At 50.4% G+C, this 25,531-nt stretch carries 22 protein-coding genes and 1 pseudogene; 10 read left to right on the top strand and 13 right to left on the bottom strand.

Translation table 11 applies throughout. The features are described from left to right. A partial coding sequence (locus tag CSQ88_RS17870; RefSeq protein ID WP_143449393.1) for an IS3 family transposase occupies positions 1-90 on the top strand: 90 nt, incomplete at its 5' end. 91 nt (positions 91-181) lie between these two features. Here CSQ88_RS17870 and adk read toward each other — a convergent pair. The 6 genes from adk to CSQ88_RS17840 are packed head-to-tail and all read right to left on the bottom strand — an operon-like array spanning position 182 to position 3,882. Beyond that, positions 182-838: an adenylate kinase gene (adk, locus tag CSQ88_RS17865; RefSeq protein WP_099399445.1), complete on the bottom strand. Its 657-nt coding sequence runs from the start codon at positions 836-838 to the stop codon at positions 182-184. Positions 839-864: 26 nt separating this feature from the next. Further along, positions 865-1,635, bottom strand: a complete 771-nt coding sequence (gene kdsB, locus CSQ88_RS17860) for a 3-deoxy-manno-octulosonate cytidylyltransferase (RefSeq protein WP_099399444.1) — start codon at positions 1,633-1,635, stop codon at positions 865-867. Beyond that, positions 1,632-1,814, bottom strand: coding sequence for a Trm112 family protein (locus tag CSQ88_RS17855; protein WP_099399443.1), 183 nt, complete (start codon positions 1,812-1,814; stop codon positions 1,632-1,634). Before CSQ88_RS17855 ends, kdsB begins: the two co-directional genes overlap by 4 nt. A 7-nt stretch (positions 1,815-1,821) precedes the next feature. Next, a complete protein-coding gene (gene lpxK / locus CSQ88_RS17850) occupies positions 1,822-2,814 on the bottom strand; it encodes a tetraacyldisaccharide 4'-kinase (protein WP_099399442.1) in 993 nt (330 codons plus the stop codon). Positions 2,815-2,841: 27 nt separating this feature from the next. Beyond that, positions 2,842-3,264 (bottom strand): biopolymer transporter ExbD, encoded by a 423-nt coding sequence (locus CSQ88_RS17845; RefSeq protein ID WP_099399441.1) that lies wholly within the window; start codon positions 3,262-3,264, stop codon positions 2,842-2,844. A 9-nt stretch (positions 3,265-3,273) separates the two neighbouring features. Then, the gene (locus tag CSQ88_RS17840) at positions 3,274-3,882 is read right to left on the bottom strand and encodes a MotA/TolQ/ExbB proton channel family protein (protein WP_099399440.1); all 609 of its coding nucleotides are present in this window, start codon (positions 3,880-3,882) and stop codon (positions 3,274-3,276) included. 508 nt (positions 3,883-4,390) lie between these two features. Here CSQ88_RS17840 and xseA point away from each other — a divergent pair. After that, positions 4,391-5,746 (top strand): exodeoxyribonuclease VII large subunit, encoded by a 1,356-nt coding sequence (gene xseA, locus CSQ88_RS17835; protein WP_099399439.1) that lies wholly within the window; start codon positions 4,391-4,393, stop codon positions 5,744-5,746. 49 nt (positions 5,747-5,795) lie between these two features. Here the strand turns inward: xseA and CSQ88_RS17830 are convergent, their stop codons facing one another. Next, positions 5,796-6,968, bottom strand: a complete 1,173-nt coding sequence (locus tag CSQ88_RS17830) for a PilT/PilU family type 4a pilus ATPase (RefSeq protein ID WP_099399438.1) — start codon at positions 6,966-6,968, stop codon at positions 5,796-5,798. Positions 6,969-7,234: 266 nt separating this feature from the next. Here CSQ88_RS17830 and CSQ88_RS17825 point away from each other — a divergent pair, with 266 nt between their 5' ends. The 3 genes from CSQ88_RS17825 to CSQ88_RS17815 are packed head-to-tail and all read left to right on the top strand — an operon-like array spanning position 7,235 to position 9,104. Beyond that, positions 7,235-8,164, top strand: coding sequence for a Nudix family hydrolase (locus CSQ88_RS17825; protein WP_099399437.1), 930 nt, complete (start codon positions 7,235-7,237; stop codon positions 8,162-8,164). Between the two features lie 3 nt (positions 8,165-8,167). Then, entirely contained in the window at positions 8,168-8,593 is a 426-nt protein-coding gene (locus CSQ88_RS17820) for a hypothetical protein (RefSeq protein WP_099399436.1), read from the top strand. 7 nt (positions 8,594-8,600) lie between these two features. Beyond that, a complete protein-coding gene (locus tag CSQ88_RS17815) occupies positions 8,601-9,104 on the top strand; it encodes a M48 family metallopeptidase (RefSeq protein ID WP_099399435.1) in 504 nt (167 codons plus the stop codon). Between the two features lie 85 nt (positions 9,105-9,189). On the opposite strand, the gene cysG is transcribed toward CSQ88_RS17815, so the two are convergent. After that, positions 9,190-10,572, bottom strand: a complete 1,383-nt coding sequence (gene cysG / locus CSQ88_RS17810) for a siroheme synthase CysG (protein ID WP_099399434.1) — start codon at positions 10,570-10,572, stop codon at positions 9,190-9,192. A 181-nt stretch (positions 10,573-10,753) separates the two neighbouring features. Between cysG and CSQ88_RS17805 the strand changes: the two genes are divergently transcribed. Beyond that, positions 10,754-11,056: a c-type cytochrome gene (locus tag CSQ88_RS17805; protein WP_099399433.1), complete on the top strand. Its 303-nt coding sequence runs from the start codon at positions 10,754-10,756 to the stop codon at positions 11,054-11,056. Between the two features lie 226 nt (positions 11,057-11,282). Beyond that, positions 11,283-12,038 carry a type IV pili methyl-accepting chemotaxis transducer N-terminal domain-containing protein gene (locus CSQ88_RS17800; protein WP_180273716.1) on the top strand — a complete coding sequence of 252 codons (756 nt, stop codon included), beginning with the start codon at positions 11,283-11,285 and terminating at the stop codon, positions 12,036-12,038. Between the two features lie 18 nt (positions 12,039-12,056). Here CSQ88_RS17800 and CSQ88_RS17795 read toward each other — a convergent pair whose 3' ends face one another. From CSQ88_RS17795 to CSQ88_RS17785, 3 genes and pseudogenes are all read right to left on the bottom strand, one after another. After that, positions 12,057-12,623 carry a putative metalloprotease CJM1_0395 family protein gene (locus CSQ88_RS17795; protein ID WP_099399447.1) on the bottom strand — a complete coding sequence of 189 codons (567 nt, stop codon included), beginning with the start codon at positions 12,621-12,623 and terminating at the stop codon, positions 12,057-12,059. A gap of 139 nt (positions 12,624-12,762) precedes the next feature. Beyond that, positions 12,763-14,796 (bottom strand): annotated as a pseudogene (gene recG / locus CSQ88_RS17790) (ATP-dependent DNA helicase RecG); the annotation flags it as partial. Between the two features lie 164 nt (positions 14,797-14,960). Continuing rightward, positions 14,961-17,762: a GAF domain-containing sensor histidine kinase gene (locus CSQ88_RS17785; RefSeq protein WP_180273715.1), complete on the bottom strand. Its 2,802-nt coding sequence runs from the start codon at positions 17,760-17,762 to the stop codon at positions 14,961-14,963. A 942-nt stretch (positions 17,763-18,704) separates the two neighbouring features. Here CSQ88_RS17785 and CSQ88_RS17780 point away from each other — a divergent pair. Further along, positions 18,705-21,377 (top strand): TonB-dependent siderophore receptor, encoded by a 2,673-nt coding sequence (locus CSQ88_RS17780; RefSeq protein ID WP_099399429.1) that lies wholly within the window; start codon positions 18,705-18,707, stop codon positions 21,375-21,377. Positions 21,378-21,451: 74 nt separating this feature from the next. On the opposite strand, the gene CSQ88_RS17775 is transcribed toward CSQ88_RS17780, so the two are convergent. Next, a complete protein-coding gene (locus CSQ88_RS17775; protein WP_099399428.1) occupies positions 21,452-22,057 on the bottom strand; it encodes an arylesterase in 606 nt (201 codons plus the stop codon). Between CSQ88_RS17775 and CSQ88_RS17770 the strand changes: the two genes are divergently transcribed. Together CSQ88_RS17770 and CSQ88_RS17765 are read left to right on the top strand one after the other, a co-directional pair. Further along, a complete protein-coding gene (locus CSQ88_RS17770) occupies positions 22,056-22,781 on the top strand; it encodes an ABC transporter ATP-binding protein (RefSeq protein WP_257212661.1) in 726 nt (241 codons plus the stop codon). The two genes, CSQ88_RS17775 and CSQ88_RS17770, sit on opposite strands and share 2 nt — an antisense overlap. Before the next feature lie 147 nt (positions 22,782-22,928). Further along, positions 22,929-25,382 carry an ABC transporter permease gene (locus CSQ88_RS17765; RefSeq protein ID WP_180273714.1) on the top strand — a complete coding sequence of 818 codons (2,454 nt, stop codon included), beginning with the start codon at positions 22,929-22,931 and terminating at the stop codon, positions 25,380-25,382. A 57-nt stretch (positions 25,383-25,439) separates the two neighbouring features. Here CSQ88_RS17765 and CSQ88_RS17760 read toward each other — a convergent pair. Beyond that, positions 25,440-25,531, bottom strand: a 92-nt coding sequence (locus CSQ88_RS17760) for an IS3 family transposase (protein WP_143449393.1), incomplete at its 5' end; no start/stop codon positions are given.

The raw sequence follows: 25,531 nt of genomic DNA, 5'->3' as shown, positions 1-25,531 counted from the left end.
TACATCCATTACTATAACCACGACCGAATCAAACTGAAGTTAAAAGGGCTGAGTCCTGTGCAATACAGAACCCAGCCCTTGAGCGCCTAGCTTTTATACTGTCCAACTAATTGGGGTCAGTTCAAATTTCGCGGCTTTTTTTTGCCCGCCTTTACACAAAAGGCGGCATGCTTATGCTGGATTAAGCACCCAGTGCCGCGAAAAGCTGGTCACGAATGGCTTCAACCTCACCCACACCATTTACTTTTACGTATTTAGGTGCAGTTGCATCACCACTGGCCGCCATTTCACCGTAGTACCCTACCAGCACTTCAGTTTGTTCATGGTAAACCGACAAGCGCTTTTTAACGGTTTCTTCTTCATCATCAGCACGCTGAATTAAAGCCTCACCCGTTACATCATCCACGCCTTCAACCTTAGGCGGGTTAAACTTCACATGATAAGTACGTCCGGATGCCACGTGTACACGGCGGCCGGCCATACGATCAACAATCGCTTCGTCAGGCACATCAATTTCTACCACGTAATCAATAACTACACCGGCTTCTTTCATTGCGTCAGCTTGCGGTACTGTGCGCGGGAAACCATCAAACAAAAAGCCATTGGCACAATCTGCATCAGTAATGCGCTCTTTCACCAGGCCAATAATGATGTCATCACGCACCAAACCACCCGCATCCATAATGGATTTAGCTTCCAAACCCAGTGGCGTGCCTGCTTTTACAGCGGCGCGCAGCATATCACCAGTCGAGATTTGCGGAATATTGTATTTTTCTTTGATGTAAGTTGCTTGCGTGCCCTTACCGGCGCCTGGTGCACCCAGAAGAATTAATCTCATTATTTTTCCCTAGTGGTTAATGTTTTTTAGATTTTAGATAAACGGGCAAAAGCATCACGTACACGCGCCAGATCTTCGGGAGTATCGACACCCGCAAGCGGGGCATCAGCCGAAATGTGCACACCAATCCTATAACCATGCCACAGCACACGCAGTTGTTCCAGCGCTTCAATAGATTCGATGCAAGATGGCGACAGTTTTTGGTAAGTACGTAAAAATTCTGCCCGATAGCCATAAATACCGATATGGCGTAAAGGTGTAAGCTCTGCGGGCAAAACAGCCTGGTCCTGCATAAATGCATCACGCGGCCAGGGAATAGCGGCACGGCTGAAATACATCGCACGCTGTTTTGCATCCAACACAACTTTCACAACATTTGAATTTAAAAAATCGGCGCTGTTGCTTATTGCATGGCAGGCTGTAGACATAGCCAGGCTGCGATCTGCAATTAATTTAGCCGCAACCGCGTCGATCAGTAATGGATCAATCAGAGGTTCATCGCCCTGCACATTCACAACGACCGCATCATCCGGCAAGCCCAGATGCTCAATCGCCTCAGCGAGGCGATCCGTCCCGCTGGGGTGATCGCTGCGCGTTAAAATAGCGGTATAGCCTGCGGCTTCAACAGCGGCCTTGATCTGCTCATCGTCTGTAGCCACGCAAACCAGGCGGGCAGAGGATTTAAGCGCCTGCTCAATCACCCGCACAATCATGGGCTTGCCTCCAATATCAGCCAAAGGCTTATCTGGCAGGCGGGTGGATTTAAGCCGCGCAGGAATAAGGGCTACAAAACTCACCGGACTTCTTCCGTGGCTTCCAGCTCACGCGCTTCTGCCTGCAACATCACAGGAATGCCGTCTTTTATGGCATAAGCGAGGCGATCGGCTTTACAGATCAGCTCCTGAGCGCTTTTCTCATAAGCCAGCGGGCCTTTGCAAACCGGGCAAACAAGAATTTCCAGTAACTTTGCGTCCATTGTTATCTCACTCATTAATATTCATTATCTGATGCTTAAGCCGCGCTATTTCAGTGCCGAGCCAGCCAGCCAAATCTGGCGTCAGCTCCGCAATCACGGGCAAGACCCATATTCTAACATCTGCAAGCACAGCCAGCTTTACCGCATCTTTTTCAGTCACCACAATAATGTCCGCATCCGGCAAATCTGCGGCAACAAACGCATGGTGATCGGCAAAAGCATGCTCGCTAAAAACCAGGCCCAGGGCCTTCAGCGTATTAAAAAACCGTGCGGGATTACCAATACCACAGACAGCAGCCACCCGCAAACCTTGCCATGCATGCCGCGGGGCATTCACTGGCGAATAAAGCACGCCAGGCTGCAAAGACATTTGAAATAAACAGGGATGGCTGATCGAATCATTCCGGCCATTTACAATCACCGCATCAAGCTTTTTCAGCCTGGAAACAGGCTCGCGCAAAGGTCCTGCCGGGATTAAAGCGCCATTACCAAAACCGCGCACACCATCGACCACGCAGAGCTCAATATCGCGCTGCAGGCGATAATGCTGCAAGCCGTCATCACACAGCAAAATATCCACATCAGGACAAGCCGACAGCAAAGCCTGGCCTGCTGCTGCACGATCACTGAATACGTATACAGGCACACCTGACCTGGCCAGCAGAATGGGCTCGTCGCCGCAAATAAGCGGATCACTGTCGCCCGACACACAGAGTGGCTGCTGCGCTTTGCCACCATAACCGCGCGACACGATTCCAGGGCGATAACCAAGCGATTGCAATTGCCTGGCCAGATAAAGCGTCAGCGGTGTTTTACCCGTGCCACCAGCCGTAATGTTGCCAACGACAATCACGGGCACAGGCAAGCGGATACTCTGCTTAAATCCCACACGAAACAAAGCACGCCTAAGCGTGCCCAAGCCAGCAAAAATCCAAGCCAATGGCCGGAGCAAATAAGACAAGGGGTGCCGGGATGTATACCAAATCCGGTCAATTAACATAAGCACCCCAGCTTAAAAACGCGATCCTTATTTGGCATTCGTCTGAGTAGCAAACGTCAGCTTGCCATAGCCCGCCAATCGCGCAGCTTCCATGACATTCACCACACTCTGATGCGCACTTTGCGCATCTGCATTAATGATAATCATGGGGTCCTGCGTTTCACCTGCGGCACGGCGCAAGAGCATAGCAAAATCATCGGCTGTGCTGAATGTTGCCGCATTGCCGTTCACGCTGTACTGGCCATTAGCTGAAATCGCCACATTGATCGTTTTAGGCTGATTCTCTGCCGTTTTTTCAGCATCGGCGGTAGGTAAAGTGATTTTCAGCTCGGCGAACTTGGAATACGTCGTGGTTGCCATCAGGAAGATCAAAATAACCAGCAGCACGTCGATCAACGGCACAAAGTTAATTTCTGGTTCTTCGCGATTACGGCCTTTACGAAAATTCATGATGTGCCCTTAATTGCGATCGCCGTGCACAATTTCAACCAGCTTCACAGCCTGCTGCTCCATTTCAACCAGGTAGCTGTCAACCTTAGTGCGAAAGAAGCGGTAGAAAATCAATGCAGGCACAGCCACCATAATCCCGAAGGCGGTATTGTAAAGCGCAACAGAAATACCATGAGCCAGAGCAGCAGGATTAGCGGCCCCCGCAGGCGCTTGCGAGCCAAAGATTTCGATCATACCGATAACCGTACCAAAGAGTCCCAGCAAGGGCGTTACGGCAGCCAAAGTGCCCAGCATAGGCAAATAACGCTCAAGTTCATGCGAAACCGAGCTGCCCACTTCTTCAATGGACTCTTTCATAATTTCACGCGAACTGCGCACATTCTTAAGGCCGGCAGACAACACACGTCCCAAAGGGCTGGAGCTTGAGAGCTTGGCCAGCATTTCTGCACTCACACCACGGCTGCGATATTCTTGTACAACACTTGCCAGCAAGCCTTTTGGTAAAATCTGGCTTTGACGCAGTGTTAACATGCGCTCAATGATGATGGTGACGGTAGCAATAGAAGCGGCAATAATCAGCCAAATCGGCCAGCCGGCCGCTTCAATAATAGCAAGCATAATAGTTTAATCCTGAGAAGCGATTAGAAGCGCGTCACTTTAACGGTAATCACGGGCTGGGGGAAGCGCCGCACTCACGTGCAAACATTTTCCTTAGCCGGCATCAAAATGAGCAACCTCGGTTGGCAGATAAAAAAAGGCCCAAATCTACTAAATAGACCTTATATAAGCTTACAAAACGGTCATTAAAGCCTGGCGGCTAAAACAATAAGCGCAGCATTTTAACAGCAGACTGTAAACAAACAAAAAAATAAGCTAAGCCCGTGATCTGAAATGGTTTTTTATTTGTCAATACACTGTGGATAACTTTGTGCACAAAACGCCCAAACAGGCGCAAACACTCAATAAAACGGTCATACACTCGACTAAACCAGTTGCACAATGATTCATTAATATACATTAAAATCAACAAGTTAAAACACAACTCTCTACTACAACTCGCACTATCTGTCGCAGATCGTTAGTTTGAGCCATTTTGTGGATTAAACAGAGCCAAATCGAGATTGTCATGAATTTGTCAAGTACAAATAGCGTCATTTTAACCGTCGCAGAACTCAACCGCCGCGCCAAAACGCTGCTGGAAAATGGTTTTCCTTTGTTGTGGGTAGCGGGAGAAATTTCAAATTTTAAGCGCTATGACTCCGGCCATTGCTACTTCAGCTTAAAAGATGCAAATGCTCAAGTAAGGTGTGTAATGTTTAGAAACCGCGCTTCCTTAATTGATTTTCAGCCCCGTGAAGGCATGCAGGTCGAAGCCCGTGCACTGGTTTCTTTATACGAAGCTAGGGGTGATTTTCAACTCACCATCGAAGCCCTCCGGCCAGCGGGCCTTGGCGCACTTTTTGCAGCCTACGAAAAACTCAAACAAAAGCTCGAAAGCGAAGGCTTATTTGCAAGTTCACGCAAAAAAGCACTGCCTGTATTCCCCCGCGCCATTGGTATTGTCACATCACCTGCAGCGGCGGCGCTTTCAGACGTCATCGCTGCACTTAAACGCCGCATGCCCGGCCTGCCCATCATCCTTTACCCCAGTCCCGTGCAGGGGCTGGACGCTGCACCGCAAATTGCCAGCGCCATTCACAAGGCAAATGAGCGAAAAGAAGTGGATGTGCTGATTGTGTGCCGCGGCGGCGGCAGCCTGGAAGATTTATGGGCGTTTAATGAAGAAATTGTTGCCCGGGCCATTGCGGCCTGCGATATTCCTGTCGTCAGTGGTGTAGGGCATGAAACTGACTTCAGCATCGCCGATTTTGTTGCTGACGTACGCGCCGCAACCCCCACGGCCGCTGCCGAATTAGTCAGCCCCAACCGCAGTGAATGGCTGGCAAAGCTCGCCCGCCAGCAAGGCCTGCTGCACAGATCCATTGAGCGGCTGCTGCAAAGAAAAATGCAGGAAACAGACTCCCTGTCACGTCGGTTGCAGCACCCTGGCGAGCGTTTGCGCCAGCAAAAAAGCCACTTGCAAGCGCTCAGCCAGCGTTTACATTTACTGCCGGTGCGAACACTGGAAAAAAACAATTACCGCCTGAAGCAACTCTCACTGAATCTGAGCCATCTCAAACCCAGACCTGAGCATCAGCAAGCGCAGCTGCAGCACTTGTCCCGCCAGCTTTTACAAGCCATGCCGCGGCTTATTGAGCAGCGTAGGCAAAAACTGGCCATGCTGACCGCCCGGCTTGAGCCATGGAATCCGCAATCGGTACTGGCAAGGGGGTATGCGCTGGTCAGCCGCCGGGACGGCCAAATTGTGCGCCATGGTGCACAGCTCAGCCACGGCGAAGCATTATCGCTGCAATTTGCTGACAGCGCCGTTGAAGTCAGGGTGACTAAAGATTCAGAACGCCAGGGCACACTGGAAATATAAGCACCAGCCATGCGGGGATGGCAAAAAGCCATCCCCGTAATGATGCTTTTTACTCAGCCTTGCCTTCTTCCTCTTCAGGCTCGGCCTCTGCAACCAGGCTTAAATGCCCCAGCTCATCATGCGAGACATCTTTAGTGTCTTTACTCTTTAATTTAACCCGCAAACGCAATTCATTAATTGAGTCGGCATTTTTAAGCGCTTCTTCAAGGCTGATACGGCCATCCTCATATAAATGAAACAGTGCCGAATCAAAGGTTTGCATGCCCAATTCTTCGGATTTAAGCATCGCCGTTTTCACGCCGCCCACATCGCCTTTAAAAATCATATCAGCGACCAAAGGCGAATTCAGCAAGACTTCAATCGCAGCCACCCGCCCTTTGCCATCCGGAGTGGGGATTAGGCGCTGTGAAATCATGCCCCGCATATTTAAAGATAAATCCATATATATTTGCGGATGACGCTCTTCGGGGAAGAAATTAACAATGCGTTCTAATGCCTGATTTGCGCTATTGGCATGCAATGTACCCATGCACAAATGCCCGGTTTCAGCAAAAGACAGCGCGTATTCCATGGTATCCCGGTCGCGAATTTCACCAATCAGAATCACATCAGGCGCTTGCCTTAAGGTATTTTTAAGTGCAGCAAACCAATGCTTGGTGTCCCGCCCTACTTCCCGGTGCGTGACTAAGCAATTTTTACTTTTATGCACATATTCAATCGGGTCTTCAATCGTGATGATATGGCCATGGGTATTTTGATTTCTGTAATCAATCATGGCAGCCATCGTGGTTGATTTACCCGATCCCGTCCCGCCCACCAGCAGCACAAGGCCCCGTTTAGCCAGCACCACATCCTTCAAAATTGGCGGCAATTTTAATTCATCAAAATCAGGAATCTTGCTGGTAATTACCCGCAATACCATGCCGACTTTTTCTTGCTGCATAAACACATTAACCCGAAAGCGGCCTATGCCCTCAGGGTTGATCGCAAAATTGCACTCATAATCACGCTCAAACTCTTCAATCTGATCAGCGCGCATAATTGAGTAGGCTAATGCTTTGGAAATCACACCATTTAACTTCTGGTTTCCAACAGGTGTTAACCTGCCATTAATTTTCATCGCAGGTGGAAAATCATCGGCAATAAAAAGATCTGATGCTTTATGTTGCAACATCATGCGGAGCAGATCATTAATCGTTTTACTGGCTTGTTCTGGTGCCATTTTTAAAACCTTTACACAAAGAGGCTGCTGATAGCGTAGTTGCTTCCACGCCCTGTATCTTATTGACTTTGCAATTCATCAGACAAAGCGACGACATGATACAGGCATTTTTCTTACGGCCAATCCCATGAATTACTGACAAAGAGAGTCTATTCTTTAGCAGTACGTCCTTTTCCGGCCGATCCTCCGTAGTATTTACGTCAAAGCGGGAAAACCCGGAGTCTTGCTGTAAAATGCGCCGGTCCAAGCTCCCTTAAAAAAGATTTATGCGCAAAATTACTCATGTAGCAGCTGGCATATTATTGCGTGCCGATGGCTCGTTTTTGCTCGGCAGCCGCCCGGCTGGCAAACCTTACGCAGGTTACTGGGAATTCCCCGGGGGCAAGCTTGAAAGCGGCGAGAGTGAGCTGGACGCTCTGAAACGCGAATTAGTCGAGGAAATGGGGATTGCGGTTACGGCGGCAACACCGTGGATAGTACAAACCTTTGACTATCCGCACGCCAGCGTAAGGCTGTCTTTTTTTCGCATCAGCGGCTGGGAAGGCAAAATCACGGCACATGAAGGCCAGGAATTTGCATGGCAAAAGCCGGGGCAACTGAATGTTTCACCCATTTTGCCCGCCAACGGCCCCATTTTACGGGGTCTGGCCCTGCCTGATGAGATGGCCATTTCTAATCTGGCCGAGCTGGGCGAAGCCGCTTTTTTAGCCGCGCTGGCAAAAAACAAACCGCGCTGGCTTATTTTGCGCGAACCCCAGCTCAATGCGGATCAATACCGCCAGCTTGCAGAAAAAGTACTGGCCATTTGCAAGGGCCAGCAAACCCGCTTAATGCTGCATGATGCCAGCGAGCTGGCCATTGCCATAGGCGCTGACGGCGTACACTTACCCGCGCGCAGCCTGCTGAAACTTGAAAAACGACCTGCACTCGACTGGGTAGGCGCATCCACCCACAATACGGCCGAATTAAGCGCCGCCAGCGCACTCTCACTGGATTACGCCTTACTCGGCCATATCAGCCCTACACCCTCACATCCGGATACGGCCCCGCTTGGCTGGAAAGGCTTTGACGCCATTATTCAGCAGGGCTGGCCACTTCCTGTTTATGCACTGGGTGGTATGAAACCCCATGATTTAGCCCTTGCCCAACAACATGGCGCACACGGCGCAGCCTTAATGCGTGCAGCCTGGATTTAAACAATGAAAGTAATCAAATCAATGGGGGCGGTGCTCATTGTATTGGGGCTGGCACTGGCCATTATGGGTAATAAATTTGGCTGGTTTACGCCCGATAATGAGCCCGAAGCACGCCTAAATTGCCCTGTTTTTAACGAAGGCTGCGTCTTTCATTTTGAAGAACAAGCGTATCAGATTAAAAGCCAGGCATCGCTGAACGCAAATAAACCCGTGCAATTACAGCTGACAGGTAAAGCCCGTGTTGTGCACGCCAGCTGGCAAATGCGAGGCATGGAGATGGGCCCAAATAACTACCGCTTAGTTAGTAACGATCAGCTGCACTGGTCAGCACAAACCGCACTTCCTATGTGCACGAATAAACGCCAGGACTGGCTTTTAAAACTCAATATTGATGGCCGCAGCATTCATATTGCAACGGTCAGTCATTAGGCCAGCAATGAATCATCTTAAATATTTAGCCGCATACCCTGCAGCAATTCAATCGCAAGTGCAGCAACTGCTCGATAACAATCAGCTCGCCAGCGTTATTTTAAAAAAATATCCGGCGGCTCATGATATTAAAACTGATAAAGCGTTATACGATTACGTGCTCGATATTAAAAATGATTATTTGCGCAAAACAGAGCCGCTGAGCAAAATCACTTTCGACAGCAAAATCCATGTAATAAATCATGCACTTGGCCTGCATACGACCATATCGCGCGTGCAGGGCAGCAAACTAAAATCCAAGCACGAAATCCGTATTGCCTCGATGTTTAAAGAAGTGCCCATAGAATTTTTAAAAATGATTGTGGTGCACGAGCTGGCGCATTTAAAAGAAAAAGAGCACGACAAGGCTTTTTATAAATTATGCGAATATATGGAGCCGCAATACCATCAGCTGGAATTCGATTTACGCCTGTATCTCACCCAAGTTGACCGGCACGGGAAATTGTTTTAATGCTTTATTGAATATGCACTAAGGCCAACTATCCGGCTCATCACTCTGAGCCGGACGATCTGACTTACCCCAGCGTGTTCAGCGGCTAATCAGCCAGCCACTTCAGCTTATCGTGCAGGCTCACCACTTCACCAATAATAATCAGTGCGGGTGGCTTAATGCCCTGATCAGCGACCTTTTGCGCCAGATTGCTTAAAGTGCCCACCACCACCCGCTGCTTTGAAAGCGTGGCTTTTTCAACCATGGCGGCGGGCGTATCCGGATTTCTGCCATGCTTTATTAACTGGGCACAAATTTTCTCTACCTGTGCCACGCCCATATACACCACCACCGTCTCAGTCGGGCTGACCAAACGCGGCCAATCCAGCTCTACTTCGCCATCACGGCGATGCCCTGTAACAAAAGTCACCGATTGTGCGTAATCACGGTGAGTCAGCGGAATACCCGCATAGCAAGAGGCACCTGCAGCCGAAGTAATGCCCGGTACCACTTCAAAGGCAATCCCCGCCCCGGCTAGCTCTTCAATTTCTTCGCCACCCCGGCCAAAAATAAAAGGATCGCCTCCTTTCAGCCGTAATACTTTTTGGCCCTGCAGGGCATAGCGCACCAGCAGCTGGTTAATTTCTTCCTGCGGCACCGCATGGTTATTTGATTTTTTTCCCACATAAACCCGCTCTGCATCGCGGCGAACCATATCCAGAATAGGGGCAGACACCAGATTATCGTACAGCACCACATCGGCTTGCTGCATCAGACGCAGAGCCCGAAACGTCAGTAAATCCGGATTGCCCGGGCCGCAGCCCACCAAATAAACAGCGCCTTGCAAAGGGGCATCCGCATCAGCGCTCAGTGATTCACTCAAAGCCCGGCGGGCGGCCTCATTCTGGCCGGCAAACACCATATCCGGAATAGGGCCGGCCAGCGTTTTTTCCCAAAACTGCTTGCGTGCCCCCACAGTGAGTAATTTACTTTTGACTTCATCGCGAAAATCAGCGGCCATTTTCGCCAAATCGCCATAAGCATGTGGAATTAATGCTTCCAGCTGGGCCCGTAAATTACGCGCCAAGACGGGCACACCACCCGATGTGGAAATAGCAATCATCAAAGGCGAGCGATCTACAATAGCTGGCGTAATAAACCGGCAGCTGGCCGGATCATCCACCGCATTCACCAAAATACCGCGCGCTTCACAGGCCTCGAAAACATGGCGGTTAACTTCTTCGCTATTGGTTGCCGCAATCACGAGGCGTGTATTTTGTAATTGCGATTCATTAAAGCTGGCCGCTAAATAAACCAGCTTGTTATCCAGCACGGCCTGCGCCAGCTCTTCACAAAGCTGCGGAGCAACAACCGTAATTTTTCCGCCCGCGGCAGCAAGCAAACGAATCTTGCGCGCGGCAACATCCCCTCCTCCCACAACAAGGCAATGCTGATCATGTAAATTTAGAAAAAGCGGGAAGTAATTCATTAAGCAACAGCCTTAAAATCAATTGCCATCTAGTTTGAAGCAGTCTTTCTATGAATGCAAAATCAGTCCCTGCTATACATATGATCTAAATCAAATATAGCAAAGCATCGCTTATGTTTAACTAGCAGGAAAAGCATGCTGCCTGCATTTTCCTTCACTTTAAGTAAATAAGGACTCTGAAATGAAAAAAGCCCTGTTATTACTCTGCCTGTTCAGCGCGAGCAGTGTTTACGCCATTGCACCGGCCGATCTGGCAAAAACCAAAAACTGCTTCGCCTGTCATACCCTGGATAAAAAACTCATTGGCCCTGCTTATAAAGATGTTGCAGCAAAATACAAAGGTGATGCCAGTGCAGCGGGCAAACTGGCAGAAAAAATTAAAAAAGGCGGTAGCGGCGTATGGGGAACAATGCCAATGCCACCAAATGCAGTGAGTGATGCAGAGGCAAAAGATTTAGCAAAATGGGTATTAAGCAGTAAGTAATTTACCTGAGCCATTTATTCATAACAAATATTCACGCATAAAAAGAGCCGTTTAAACTCGCCAAATGGGTAATTTGCCTGCTACTGCATTGCTATGGATAACGCTAAAATCCGGTTTTATTCCTGCTGAATATTTAAACCCCCGCTTCGGTTTATCCGGGCGGGGGTTGCTTGTTTTGGCTCAGATGCTAAACAGAAGCATGATTTTTTACTTTAAGAGATTTTTTATGCGTGCCCTTTTCATATTGCCCCTGCTTATCCTGCCTCTCTTTGCCGAGGCCACCGTACTTACAGCCCCTGCTGCGATCAACACCATCGGCAGCCAGCGTATGCTAACCCAGCGTATTGTTAAAGCCTATTGCCAGCAAGGCCGTGGGGTTAATCCCGAAGTGGCCAAGCAACAAATCAGCAGCTCAATTAATCAATTCTCTGCTCAGCTTACTAATTTACTGGAAAGTGCAACCGTACCGGAAAGCATTGCCGCAGTAAAAAAACAAGAAGCGCAGTGGCAAACATTCCGCACTCTGGCACAAACGCCACCCAAAGCAGATACAGCCAAGCAACTCGACGATATTGCCGAAGGAATGCAATACGATGCGGGTGAATTGGCTAAGCGTCTGGAAACCGCTTTAGGTAAACCACAGGGCAAACTGATTCGCATCGCCGGGCGACAACGCATGCTCAGCCAGCGCCTGGCCAAAACTGCCTGCTTGCAAAGCTGGCATGCCAACCCTGCGCTCAAGCTGCAACAGTCTCAGGCCCAGAAAGAATTTGCAGCAGGCTTAATTACTTTGCGTGCCTCATCACAAAACACACCAGCCACGCTCAAGCAGCTTGATTTAGCACAGATGCAATGGGTCTTTTTAGAAAATGCACTCAGCGGGCTCGATACTGAAGCAGATAATAATATCGCCACAACCAGCGAGCGTTTGCTTGAAGTAATGGATAAATTAAGCAATCAGTACGAAAGACTGGGCAACTAGGCTTCTGCGGCAGCCAGATTATGCAGAGGTTGCCAAAGCGCTTTTTGGATATTCATTCTGCCCGTAATGAGCAGCCAGTTTTTGCTCTGTCGGGCTGCGCTTTGCAATTTCTGCCTGCGCGTTCTGGGCCATTGCAGCGGCTGCTGCAGCAATAGCGCGATCCGCACCACTGGGATCCGCCGGGGCTAAAGCCGCCGCCTGAATAATTCTGGCTTTACTCAGTGTTTCTTCCGGGGTATTGCCAGGGCCCACATCAATTTTCACCTCTCCCCCCATGGCATATTGCTTGCCATCCGGCCCTGTTTCCATTGAATACGACGGGCCACTTGTCGCTAATCCACCGGATACGGCCAAATGAGCCTGCTCGTGCTGGCGCACTTCCCGATCACGCTTGGCCATTTTTTCTACGGTGGCCAGCTCTGATTCGCTGAGTGTATTGCCACTGACGGCAGTTTGAGCAGACTTGGATTTTTTATTTAAATCAGGCGAATTTAAATCAGACGTTTTAGCCTCGGCAGCACTTATCCCGCGAAGCAAGTTCAGTGCGTTACTGGAAGCAGAGGAAACAACGCCGATACTGCTCATGATGAAAAAGGCCAGCATTTATGCGATATAAATAAATTATACCCCAGTAAAAACGCAAAACCCCCGGCCTTTAATCAGCCAGCCCTTGCAAAGTGCTATAAAGTTTGATTATGCAAAAGTGATTAAAAACGCACTGATATCAAACCTTTAGCAGCAACTCCCGGCCCGGCAGCCAGCGATCCAAATGCAGCAGCGCTGTTGGCATATGGTGGGCCAACAAGTCTTCCGCCACAGCCCGTGCTTTTTCAAGCAAATCAGCATCTTTTTCTAAATCAGCAAAACGCAGCATTGGCACACCCGATTGCCGCACGCCCGCCAGCTCGCCAGGGCCGCGGATTTCCATGTCTTGCCGGGCAATTTCAAAGCCATCGGTGTTTTCATAAATCACCCGCAAGCGGGACTTGGCCAGCTCGCCAAGCGGCGTAGTGTAAAGCAATACGCACAATGAAGCATGCGCCCCGCGCCCTACCCGGCCACGCAGCTGATGCAGCTGCGATAAGCCCATGCGCTCGGCGTGCTCGATCACCATCAGGCTGGCATTAGGCACATCCACGCCGACTTCAATCACCGTGGTGGCGACCAAAACTTGTACTTCATTTCTTAAAAAAGCCGCCATCACTTCGGCTTTTTCAGCCGTTTTCATGCGGCCATGCACGAGGCCCACCACCATGCCTTCCAATTCTTCAGTGAGCTGCTGATGTGTATCCACCGCCGTTTGCAATTGCAAGGCTTCAGACTCCTCAATCAGCGGGCAGACCCAATACACCTGCCGGCCTTCTTCCACCTTGGCGGCGATACGCTGGATGATTTCATCGCGCCGCGCATCGCTGACTAGCTTAGTTACAATCGGTGTGCGCCCCGGTGGCAGCTCGTCGATCACGCTCACATCCAAATCAGCGTAATAGCTCATCGCCAGGGTACGCGGAATCGGCGTGGCACTCATCATCAGCTGATGCGGGCTGCCGCCTTTTTCACGCAGCGCCAGCCTTTGCGCCACGCCAAAGCGATGCTGTTCATCAACAATCGCAAGACCCAATTTTGCAAAAGTCACACTCGCCTGAAAAATAGCGTGCGTACCCACCACCAGCGGGGCAGTTCCCAGTGCGGCGTCTTCAATCGCCAGCCGTTTGGCCTTGGCTCCCAAAGAACCTGCCAGCCACACCACCTTAATGCCCAATGGGGCAAACCATGTGGACAGCTTATTAAAATGCTGCTCAGCCAGGATCTCGGTGGGGGCCATAAGCGCCACCTGATAGCCCGATTCGATGGCCTGACAGGCTGCCAGCGCCGCCACAATGGTTTTTCCCGAGCCTACATCGCCCTGCAATAAACGCTGCATCGGATGAGGCTGATTTAAATCCTGCTGAATTTCTGTCAATACTTTTTTCTGCGCACCAGTCAGCGCAAAAGGCAGGCTGGCGAGCAAGTTTGCGGCCAGCTCGCCCTTGGGTGCGATAACTGGCGCAGTGCGCTCTCGCCTTGCGGCATGGGCTGTGCGCAGGCTCAGTTGCTGCGCCAAGAGTTCATCAAACTTTAAGCGCTGCCATGCCGGATGCGTGCGCTCGGTCAGTAAAATATGCGGGATATCCGGGGTAGGCGAATGAAGCAGCTGCACGCTGGAGGAAAAATCCGGCAAGTTCAGCGGAACGGTCACCCTTGCTGGTAATGTGTCGCGCAAATCGCAATGCTTTAGCGCAAGGCGAATCAGTTTAGCCAGCTGCAATTGATTTAAACCCGCTGTGGTCGGGTAAACCGGTGTTAAAGCTTCGTTCAGGCCCTGCTCATTGGCGGCACGTATTTTGGGGTGCACCATCTCGTCCCCCAAAAAGCCCCGCCGAATTTCGCCATAGAGGCGCACCGTTTTACCCACCGCCAGCTGTTTGGCAACACTAGGATAAAAATTAAGTAAGCGCACATTCAGCGATCCACCCGCATCGCTTACCCGTGCCACCAGCTGCTTGCGCGGTTTATATTGCACCTCGCACGATTCAACCGTGCCCTCCACCAGCACCGATTGCCCCATCGGCGCATCCACCATGGGGTAAAGATGCGTTTCGTCTTCGTAACGCAGCGGTAAGTGCAGCACCAGATCAAAAGGGCGTATCAGCCCTAATTTAGTAAGGCGGCTTTTAAGTGCTTCGGGTAAGGCGGCTAGATCCATGACTTTTGAACGATCGTTCGATTGAACGCTACTTTAGGGCATAAGCAGCGCTAGGGAAAGGGAAGAGATGACTTTACCGTGCAAATATGGATTAATTTCTAATTAATCCACACTAAAAACCGCTACCTGAAGCCTGAACTCATGCCGTTCAGGCTCTGACTTACAAAGAAAAACACTCATGCAACAGATCGCGGCAGGATCATTTCAAACCTTGCGCCTTCTCCTGGAGGGCTGCTTACGCCGATACTGCCTTCCAAAACAGAATTCACAATATTGTAGCTGATATGCATACCCAAACCACTGCCGCCCTGACCCAAACGCGTGGTAAAAAACGGCTCAAAAACCCGCTCCAGATGTTCGGCAGAAATGCCTTTACCATTATCCTGAACAATAAGCACAATATGTGCATCGCCCTGCGCTCTTCCTTCTATCGAAATCAGCCCCTGCTCTTTTCCATCAAGGCCATGAACAATCGCGTTGATCAATAAATTACTCAGCACCTGGCCAAAAGCACCTGGATAACTATCCATCAGCAGCCCTTCAGGCACATCCAGCCTGAGCTGATGCCCTGCTCCTCTCAGGCGGCTGGTCAGCATCAGCACCACATCTTCGCACTCGGTGCGTAAATCAAACGAGCGGCGTAAATCCGAGGTCTGATCAACCGCCAGCTGCTTAAAGCGCGCAATCAAATCTGCAGCTTTAAGCAGGCAACGCATCAGTAAATCTGACGATTCCTCCGCACTTTTGCAATAACGCTCCAAATCTGAGCGTTTAACTGCGCCCTGCTGAATGTGCTGAATAAACTGCTGGCTCTCATCTTTTAATGTGCTGGCCACCAGCAGGCTATTTCCAATAGGCGTATTAAGCTCATGCGCAATGCCAGCCACTAATGAGCCCAAAGAGGCGAGTTTTTCCCGCTGGATTAACTCGCCCTGAGTTTGCCTCAACTCACTCAAGGCCTGATCTGCCCGGTTTTGTGACGCTTCGGCTGCTGCATAAGCCGCCGCATTATCAAGCGCAATTGCGCCATAAGCACAGAGCGCTAAAAAGATGGACAACTCACGCTCACCATAGGCATTGGTTTGCGAAGCCTGGATGGACATCACCCCCAGCAAACGCTCGCACACAATTAAAGGCGCGTACAACAAGCTTTGTGTATCCACCGTACCCGGAATCAGCGTTGTATCCTGATTATCTGGCGCAAGGTGAATCAAAACAGCCTGCCGCTCCCGGGCACATCGGGCAATGTTTGAAGTTGGATGATTCATTGGGATCGTAATCGCGGGCAATGGCTCGCCCAGCTCCAGCCCAAAAGCCATGGTTAATTCTGCCGCCTGATCATCGATTAAATAAACCACAAAACTACTGGCTTTCAGCAGCAGATGAGCATGGCGGTGCAGGGCTGCAAAGACTTCACCAGTATTGAGGCTGGCCGTTATTTCGCGGCCAACCATGCCCAGCGTTTCCAGCGTGACGCTGGTTTCCCTGAATGCACTGGCAATCTTCCGGTGATGCTCAGTTTCTGCATGGGCCCGCTCTACTTCATGATTGATCTGCATCGCAAGTGCGCGCTTGGCTGCCACTTCTGAATATGATTGTCTCCGCGCCTCTGCTGCAGCCAGGCTGTTTTGATAAGCCGCAGGAAAATCACCGCAGGCTGCATAGGCTGAGGCAATTTGTGTAAACAAATCTGAGGGGATCGTATAGCCACCAATTGTAGAAGCAACTTTTAAGGCTTCATGCAAATAATGTAAACATGCAGCGGAGGCAACCATGCCCTCCGGGGCAGGCAAATCATAGCCCGCATAAATTTGCGCCAAGATGCGTAAGCTCTGAATTTGCATATCGGTATTATTGTGAGCTTTTGCCAGTGTCAGCGCATCGAGCGCCTTTTCTCTGGCTTTTTCTGCCTCTCCCAAATGAAGCAAGGCATTAGCCTGCCCCCGCCAGGCAATAACGAGCAGATCCGGCACTAAATTAGCAAGGTTTTCTAACTCAATAAAGGCAGCAAGCCCCGCCTCATTGTTTCCTACATCCAGCTCCAACAAACCCAGCGCGGAAAGAAGCAAGAGATAATTGCGTGAGCCCGCCATTTCTGCCATCAGCAGCAGCGCTTCCTGCAAACAGGCCCTAGCCTCGTCATAGCGCCCCAGCTTTCGCATAATACCGGCAACCACAAGCAAACACGTACCAATACTGGCGGGCCAGGCTGTTTTACGCGCCAGAGAAAGGCCGCGCTCTGTCCACTCCAGCGCAGTTTCCTGATCGCCCAGCTGATCAAAAGAATCAGCCACATTATTTGCAGACAACAGCGCGCTTCTAACCTGACCGCTTTCCAGCGCTGCATAATAAGCTTCTAAAAAACACTTGATCGCTACGCTGGGTGCATTAGTTAAAATGGCAGCAAGCGCCAGCGCCGGTGCGACCATCGCCACCAACGGGGCAGGGTATTTTTCATTAGCGGAAAAAGTGCGCTGCAAAGCCTGACCGGCAGCGACCAGATCACGAAAAACAGAAAACAAAAGCTGGCGTGCCTGCACAATTTGCACACGCAAAGCATCTCCGGCCAGGCGGTACTCAAGCTGAGCCATATCAAGGCAGGCGATGGCCTCGCTGACCTGCCCCCGGTCATTTGAAACTGAAGCAATCAGCCAAAGCGCATCACCCGAGCCCTCATGATCATCCAGCTCATTGAATATGCTGGCCGCTTCATGAGCCCATTGCTCAGCCATCGCAAAATCAGCAAACAACAGACGAATTTCTGCCCTCACTAATAATAAACGGGCACGCAAATCACTCCGGCCAGCCTTTGCACAATATAGATCCGCCTCATTTGCCAATAAAAGGGCCCGCTGGCAATCGCGCTGGCGCAAATGCCAGGCCAGATGAACCAGTGTTTCCAGCCTTTCGGCACCATTTAACAAGGCCAGCTGGTTTTCTAAAGCGTTGACATCCTTGTTCAGGATAAATAAATCCATTTCAGCGACCCGATCAGCTGCAAGGCATATGCAATGCCCTGCAAGAGTACTTAGCATTGCAGTTGAAAGAAAGGAATTCAAGCCCATAAAAACACGGTAATTCTTTATGGGCTGAATGTGCAAAGCACATCAATAAAACCGCTTGCTGACAAACCTTAAAACACTGGGTACCTGGCCTGCATCCGCACAATGCATACGCCACCACTCACGCCTTTGCGCTGCAAGCCACCGATGTGTATTTGCTGGAGGTAAAGAAAGGATAAAACAGCCATTTAAATTTCGAAATTCTTAGCGGCACAATATGCCGTCATTCCAGCGCTAATCTGCAGATATATTTCTGGAATATTTAAGATCCGGCAACTTAGTGTTTTAACGTTGCAAGAGCGCAACAAAAAACAGTTGAAAACGCAGCGCGTAAAAAATAAAACATAATTATTTACTTTTAGTCAATAACAAAAAATAACAATCATCAGCAATAATTTGGCACAAACACATTGTAATAACGAAAAAAATTAGCATAAAAAATAATGACAAACCAAGAAAGAATGGCCTGACACTCAGCAAAAAATGTCATAAATTTTCAATATCCTTACTAGAAATAAAATAATAACAAATATTTCATACCCACAAAACACAACACAACAAGCTGATTTTAAACAAATATCTACAAAATTGATTCAATGCAATAATTAATTCTGAAAGCCACGCCCGTGTTTCTGATCACAATTCCCCTCCTTCTGGCATTAACTCCTCTGATAGTTTTCAGCCTCTTTCCGGCGATTTTTATTCTCATGTTCAAGCGCCCAAAATGGTTACATTTGGTTACATGGTAAAAAGTCACAACTGCTAATTTTCCCTTAGTTCCAGCATGAGCAAGAAACCAGCCTGCCACTGTTTTAAACAGTGGCGCTAAAAACATAGCTAAACAGCGGAGGATTACGTATGCAAATGAAAAAAATGACCATTGCCATCGCAATGATTGGCGCAGGCGCAATCATCAGTGCGCATGCAGCAGAAACCGTAAATAAAGTGGAGCGGGTTGAAGTTACCGGCTCCAATATCAAGCGCACCGCAAAAACAGGTGCAACGCCCGTTCAGGTACTGGGCAAGCAGGAAATCGCTAAAACGGGTGCCACTACCGTAGCCGAATTAGTTGATAACCTCGCCGCCAGCAACAATGGCTATGCACAGGCACAGGCCGTGGGCGATTCAGCTAAACCCGGCTTCTCTGGCGCTAATTTGCGCGGCCTTGGCACATCCAAAACGCTGATTCTGGTGAATGGCCGCCGCATGGCCAACTACGCTTTTGACAGCGCGGGGGTTGATTTGAACTCCATCCCGCTGGGCGCAGTGGACCGGGTTGAAATTGTAAAAGATGGCGCGTCTGCGGTTTACGGCACCGATGCAATCGGCGGCGTCATGAACTTTATTTTGAAGAAAAATTTTGTTGGCGCAGAAATTGGCGGCGGCGTTGAGCAAACCTTTGATGGTGGCGGCGAAGTTAAAAAAGCCAACTTTAGTTTTGGTTTCGGTAACCTTGAAGAAGACAATTACAACGTCTTTATGGCTTTAGATGTATCCAAACAGGAAGCACTGGCCGCTAAAGACCGCAGTTATTCCAAAACAGCTTATATTCCAGATAAAGAAATTGATAAAACATCGGCCAATACATTTCCTGCCACCATTTTGAATGGCCCGGGCGGCAAACCCGTTAACGTTGGCTATTTAACCGGCTGCGATCAGCCCCGGTCAGTCCCGGTACCCAATAAAAATTTTGCAACAGGCGGTAATTGCCGTTTTGATTACGCCAGTATTATTGATATTGTTTCCCCGCAAGAACGCCTTTCTTTTTACAGTAAGGGCACTTTAAAAGTAAATGACAATACCCAGGTCTTTGCTGATTATTTATTTACCCGCAATGTAGGCACTTACTCCTCCTCCCCTGTGCCCGTTTCCAGCGCCACCACCTTTAATGGCGATAATTTACTTTACCCTGCCAATGGAAAATACGACCCATATAAAGGCGCGCTTGGTGATTTAAAACTGCAATGGCGCGGCATTGATGCGGGCGCGCGTGAAAACGAAGCCACATCCGATCAGCACCGCTTTGTTCTGGGCGCAGAGGGTGAAATAGCAGGCTGGGATTACCGTGCAGCCCTAGTTTATGCTCTGAATAAAACCGAAGACAAATATACCAATGGCTGGGTATACGAAAGTAAATTACTGCCAGCCATGCTGAGTGGCGTTATCAACCCCTTTGGCCCGCAGGATGCCGCAGGTAAAGCCGCATTGGATGCCACAAAAATCACTGGCAAGGTACAAAGTGGCGAAACCAGCAATAAATCTGCCGACGTTCAGTTTTCTAAAGAAATTTATGAGTTAGACGCCGGCAAAGTTGGCTTTGCCTTTGGTGGTGATGTACGCAAAGAAACCTACACTTATACCCCTGAAGCCATTTTATCCAGTGGTGATATCTTAGGCGGTGGCGGTAACCGCCAGTCCACCAATGGTGAGCGCCTGGTCTATGCAGGCTTTGCCGAAGTAGTAGTCCCGGTAGTGAAAAACCTGGAACTGCAAGCTGCGCTGCGTTACGACCATTACGACGATATGGGCAGCACCACCAATCCTAAGGTGAGCTTTCGCTATCAGCCCATCGATGAGGTAGTGTTACGCGGCTCGATCAGTACCGGCTATCACGCCCCTACGCTGGACGATTTAAACCGCCCAAGCAGCAAAACCAATACCGGGCCAAATTACAGCGACCCTGAGCGCTGCGCAGCAACCAAGAGCCCCCTCGATTGCAATTTGCAGTTAAATCTGGTGCAAGGTGGCAGCAAATCGCTCACACCGGAGTTATCCACTAACTACACCTTTGGCTTCTTAGTTGAGCCAGTCAAAAATTTCTCACTGGGAATTGACTACTGGAATATCAATATTAAAGACCGGATCGACACCATCTCCGACTCCACCATCATGGGTGATTACGCCAAGTACAAAGATAAAGTGATTCGCAAGGCACGTACTGCTGCAGATATTGCAGCAGGCTTGCCAGGCTTAATCGACTATATCGATTCCAAATCACTGAATCTGGGTGAACTACGCACCGATGGCCTGGATGTCTCTGTCTTAGCAGCACTGCCAAAAACAGAATACGGCACTTTCCGCATCGGCTTGGAAGGCACCTACACCATCACCAACGAGTACCAGCGTGAAAAAGACGGCGCTTTCTTTGACAGCGTTGGCCAGTATATTGACCTTGGTATGAACCCGCGCTGGAGACATAATCTTACGCTGTCATGGAATATGGCCGAATGGGGTGCGGCACTGACCAATAACCTGACATCCAGCTATATCGACCAAAACCAGGTCACGTACGTAGACCCTAAAACCGGCAAGGAATCTCAAGTCAACCGCACCGTTGAGGCCTACAGCACATGGGGACTGCAAGGCACATACCGTACCAAAAATATCGAGCTGACTTTAGGGGTTAAAAACCTGTTTGATACCGACCCGCCTTTCACTAATCAGGCCGATCACTTCCAGGTGGGTTTCGATCCTAAATACACTGACCCACATGGCCGCAGCTGGTATGCCAAGGCGAATTACAAGTTCTAAGCCTGTTTTAAAGTAATCAGTACAAAAAAGGGCAAAGTCTGGATGACTTTGCCCTTTTTTACGTTTACTCAATATTAAATTAGCTTGCCCAAATCTTTTTCTACCATCTTCATTAATAAAGGCTGCGCTTCTGCCTTAGGATGAAGCTTATCTGTCTGAAAGAGTTCTATATTTTTATAGACAGGGGCAAGTAAAAATGGCGTTAAGCTGATACTGTGTTGTTTGGCCAGCCGTGGATAAATTGCGGCAAAGCTCTCAGTATAATTTGCACCATAATTTGGTGGCATCTGCATGCCGATCAAATGCACTTTGGCGCCGCTGGCTTTGGCCATTTTAATCATGCTGGCCAGGTTTTTTTCCATCTCGGCAAGTGGCAGGCCGCGCAAGCCATCGTTGGCACCAAGCTGCAGCAATACTATTTTAGGCTGATGAGTTTTTAGTATTTGCGGGAACCTTGTCAGCCCGCCGGCAGTCGTTTCTCCTGACACACTGGCATTCACTACGCGCCATGATTTGCCTTGTTTAGCCAGATCCTGATCTAAAAGCGCGGGCCATGCGGCACTGGCGGCAAGGCCATAACCGGCAGACAAGCTGTCACCAAATACTAAAATTAATGGCGCTGCGGCCTGAGCCGACGCCATCGACACACTAAAACCCAATACGGATACAAAACGCCACATGAATCACTCCTCAGAAATAATGCTGGCCGTGCGCGGCCTGGGTAAAACGGTCAGTACCGCAGTTGAAAAGCTTGATCTCTTACATGATATTGAATTTTCCCTGCCAGCGGGAGCTAGTCTTGCTATTGTTGGCAGCTCTGGTTCAGGAAAATCCACACTATTGGCCCTGCTTGCAGGATTAGATCAAGCCTCACGCGGGCAAATTACGCTGGCGGGTAAAGAATTAGGCAGCTTAAGCGAAGACCAGCGGGCCGAGCTACGCGGGCAGGTGTCAGGTTTTGTATTTCAATCGTTTCAGCTTTTACCCGAGCTTTCTGCTTTAGAAAACACCATGCTGCCGCTGGAATTAGCAGGCAAAAAAGATGCCGCTGCCCGTGCCACAGAATGGCTGGAGCGGGTTGGTTTAAGCCATCGTCTGAACCATACCCCCAGGCAATTATCCGGGGGCGAGCAGCAGCGCGTGGCCCTGGCCCGTGCTTTTGCATCCAATCCGCAAATTCTCTTCGCAGACGAGCCAACCGGCAGCCTGGATGCCGCCACAGGAACTGCAATTGCCGATTTGTTATTTGAGCTGAACCGGGAAACCAATACCACGCTGGTGCTTGTCACCCACGATGAAAAACTCGCAGCACGCTGTGGCTGGCAATTAAGGCTTTCTGCCGGTACGCAGCTGGATTTTTCGGCATCAGCAAGCCCCAACACCCGCTATGAGCAAAACGTCTGAATATAAAGTGCACCTAATGGTGAACAAGAACTTGTACAACCTGCACAAAATCGATTTTTAGCGACTTGTTTGCATAAACTGATGCCATCAGAGGCAAAAAGCTTACGCCCCACATCAGCAGCAACAATTTGCACTTACGGAAAACCCATGCACAAACTCAATTGGCGTTTGTTTTACCGCAGCTTTCAGGCCGGGGAATATCGCACCCTTTTGGCGGCGCTGATTATTGCCATTGCAGCACTCACCGCTGTAGGCCTGCTGTCAGCCAGGATGGAGAAGCTGCTGGCGCTGGAAGCGAATGATTTACTGGCCGCCGATGCCGTCATCAGCTCAGACCACGCCCTTAGCGCCAGCTACAAGCAGCAGGCAGAGCGCCTTGGCTTAAATACCGCAGAAACCGCTATTTTTCCCAGCATGGCTGGGTTTAATGGCCAGGTAATGCTGTCTTCTGTTAAAGCAGTCAGCCATGCTTACCCTTTGCGGGGCCAGCTAAAGCTCGCGCCGGATGGGCATGTCAGCACCGCACCAGAGGCGGGCTCGGCTTATGCGGATGCAAGACTGGCAGCCACTTTAAAGCTTAAATTGGGCGACACGCTGGAAATTGGCCAGCTCAGGCTGAAGCTCGCCGCCCTGATTGAGCGCGAGCCCGATGCCGCCATGGATTTCTCTGGCCTGCAGCCCCGCTTAATGATTAATCAGCAAGACCTCGCCGCCAGCGGCTTACTGGGGTTTGGCAGCCGTGTGAAATACCGGCAGCTCGTTGCAGGCCCGCCAGCCACTATCGCCAAATGGCATCAGGCCGTGCAGCCCAAGCTCATACGGGGTGAAAAACTGGAAGACGTACGGGATGCCCGCCCCGAAGTAAAAACCGCTTTAGAGCGTGCCGAGCGCTTTTTGCGCCTGACGTCCTTACTTGCAGGCTGCCTGGCCGCCATGGCTATTTTGCTGGCGGCGCGCCGTTTTGCTACCCGGCATTTTGATACCGTTGCCCTGCTGCGCACACTCGGTGCCAGCCGGGGCACAGTGCGTACCCTGCTGCTGTCACAACTGGCCCTGCTCACACTGGCAGCCAGCGTGGTTGGCGGATTATTAGGCTGGGGCGCGCAAAGCTTACTGGTGTTCAGTATTCAGGATCGCCTGCCTGCAACCCTGCCTGATGGCACTTTGCTGCCCTGGCTGGTCGCGTCTTTATTGGGATTTGTGCTGCTGATGGGCAGCGCGGGGCCGATGCTGCTGGCACTGGCAAACACCCCGCCGCTACGCGTGCTGCGCCATGAATTAGAGCCCAAAGCCAGCCTGATTTTGCAATGGGCACTCACCCTTGTCGCATTGTTACTGCTGCTGTGGTGGATTGCCGCCGAAGCCAAACTGGCCCTGATGGTAGGCGCCGGGATTGTAGCCACGTTGCTGCTTGCTGGCGGCAGTGGCCTTGGCCTGCTCTGGCTTTTGCCCCGCATACTGCCAGAGCACCCGATTAAGCTGGCACTGCGCCAGTTGCTCCGCCACCCTGGCCTTGCCTTTGCACAGCTGGGCGCATTGGCGATTGGCCTTTTGGGCATCTGGCTGCTCACCGTGGTGGAAGGCGATTTACTTAAAACATGGGAAGGCCGTGTGGCAGCGGACGCCCCCAATCACTTTGCAGTGAATATTCAGCCCGAGCAAGCCGCGCAATTTGAGCAGCGCTTTATCAATCGCCACATGGCCGCGCCCGCGCTGCAAAGCATGATACGTGGCCGCTGGACCATGCAAAACAAACAGGCCATCAAGCCTGAAAACTTCCAGGAAGACAGAGCCAAACATCTGGCCGAGCGCGAATTCAATCTTTCATGGGGCGATATCCTGAGCAACGATAACCGCATTGTTGCGGGTAAGCCGCTCAATGATGCAGAGCCCGGTTTCTCGGTAGAAGCCAAACTGGCTACCACTTTAAATATCAAACTGGGCGATGTGCTGAGCTTTGATATTGCCGGCAGCACCGTCACCGCGCCGGTGGTGAATCTGCGCGAAGTGAACTGGGATTCCTTTCGCGTTAACTTTTTTGTAGTCGCCAGTAAAGCTTTGGTTGCTGATTTGCCCACCAGCCTGATCACCAGCTTTCATCTCAGCGAAGCACAAAAAACCATCGTGCCCGAGCTGGTGCAAGCCCTGCCCAATGTTACGATTATCGACGTGGGCCAGGTGCTGGCCGAAGTGCGGCGGATTCTGGATTTATCTGCAGCGGCGCTGCGTTTGGTGTTTTTATTCTGCATCGCAGCCGGGGTAACCGTGCTGTTTGCTGCGCTGGATACCACCGAATCCGAACGCGCCAGAGAAGCCGCTATCTTGCGTGCGCTGGGCGCCACCTCAAAGAAGCTGCGCAGCGTGTGGCTGTTTGAAAGCCTGCTGGTTGGCGGTATTGCCGGCCTCGTGGCCGGGCTGATGGCCAGCATTGGCGGCATGGTCATCGGCCAGGAATTGCTCGAGCTGCCCGTGGCATTTAATTACTGGCTGCCTTTTGCCAGCCTGCTGGCCGGAGCGGCGATCACCGCACTGGCGGTGCTCAGGCGCCTGCATAAACTCAGCAAAACATCACCGCTTGTTTTATTAAGAGATGCTGGGTAATGAAGTAAAAAAGAGCCCAAGCGTGAACTGACCCCAATTAGTTGGACAGTATAAAAGCTAGGCGCTCAAGGGCTGGGTTCTGTATTGCACAGGACTCAGCCCTTTTAACTTCAGTTTGATTCGGTCGTGGTTATAGTAATGGATGTAAT

Source organism: Iodobacter sp. BJB302 (genome assembly GCF_002735645.1).
Taxonomy (GTDB): domain Bacteria; phylum Pseudomonadota; class Gammaproteobacteria; order Burkholderiales; family Chitinibacteraceae; genus Iodobacter.
This window is presented reverse-complemented; position numbering and strand designations above follow the sequence as displayed.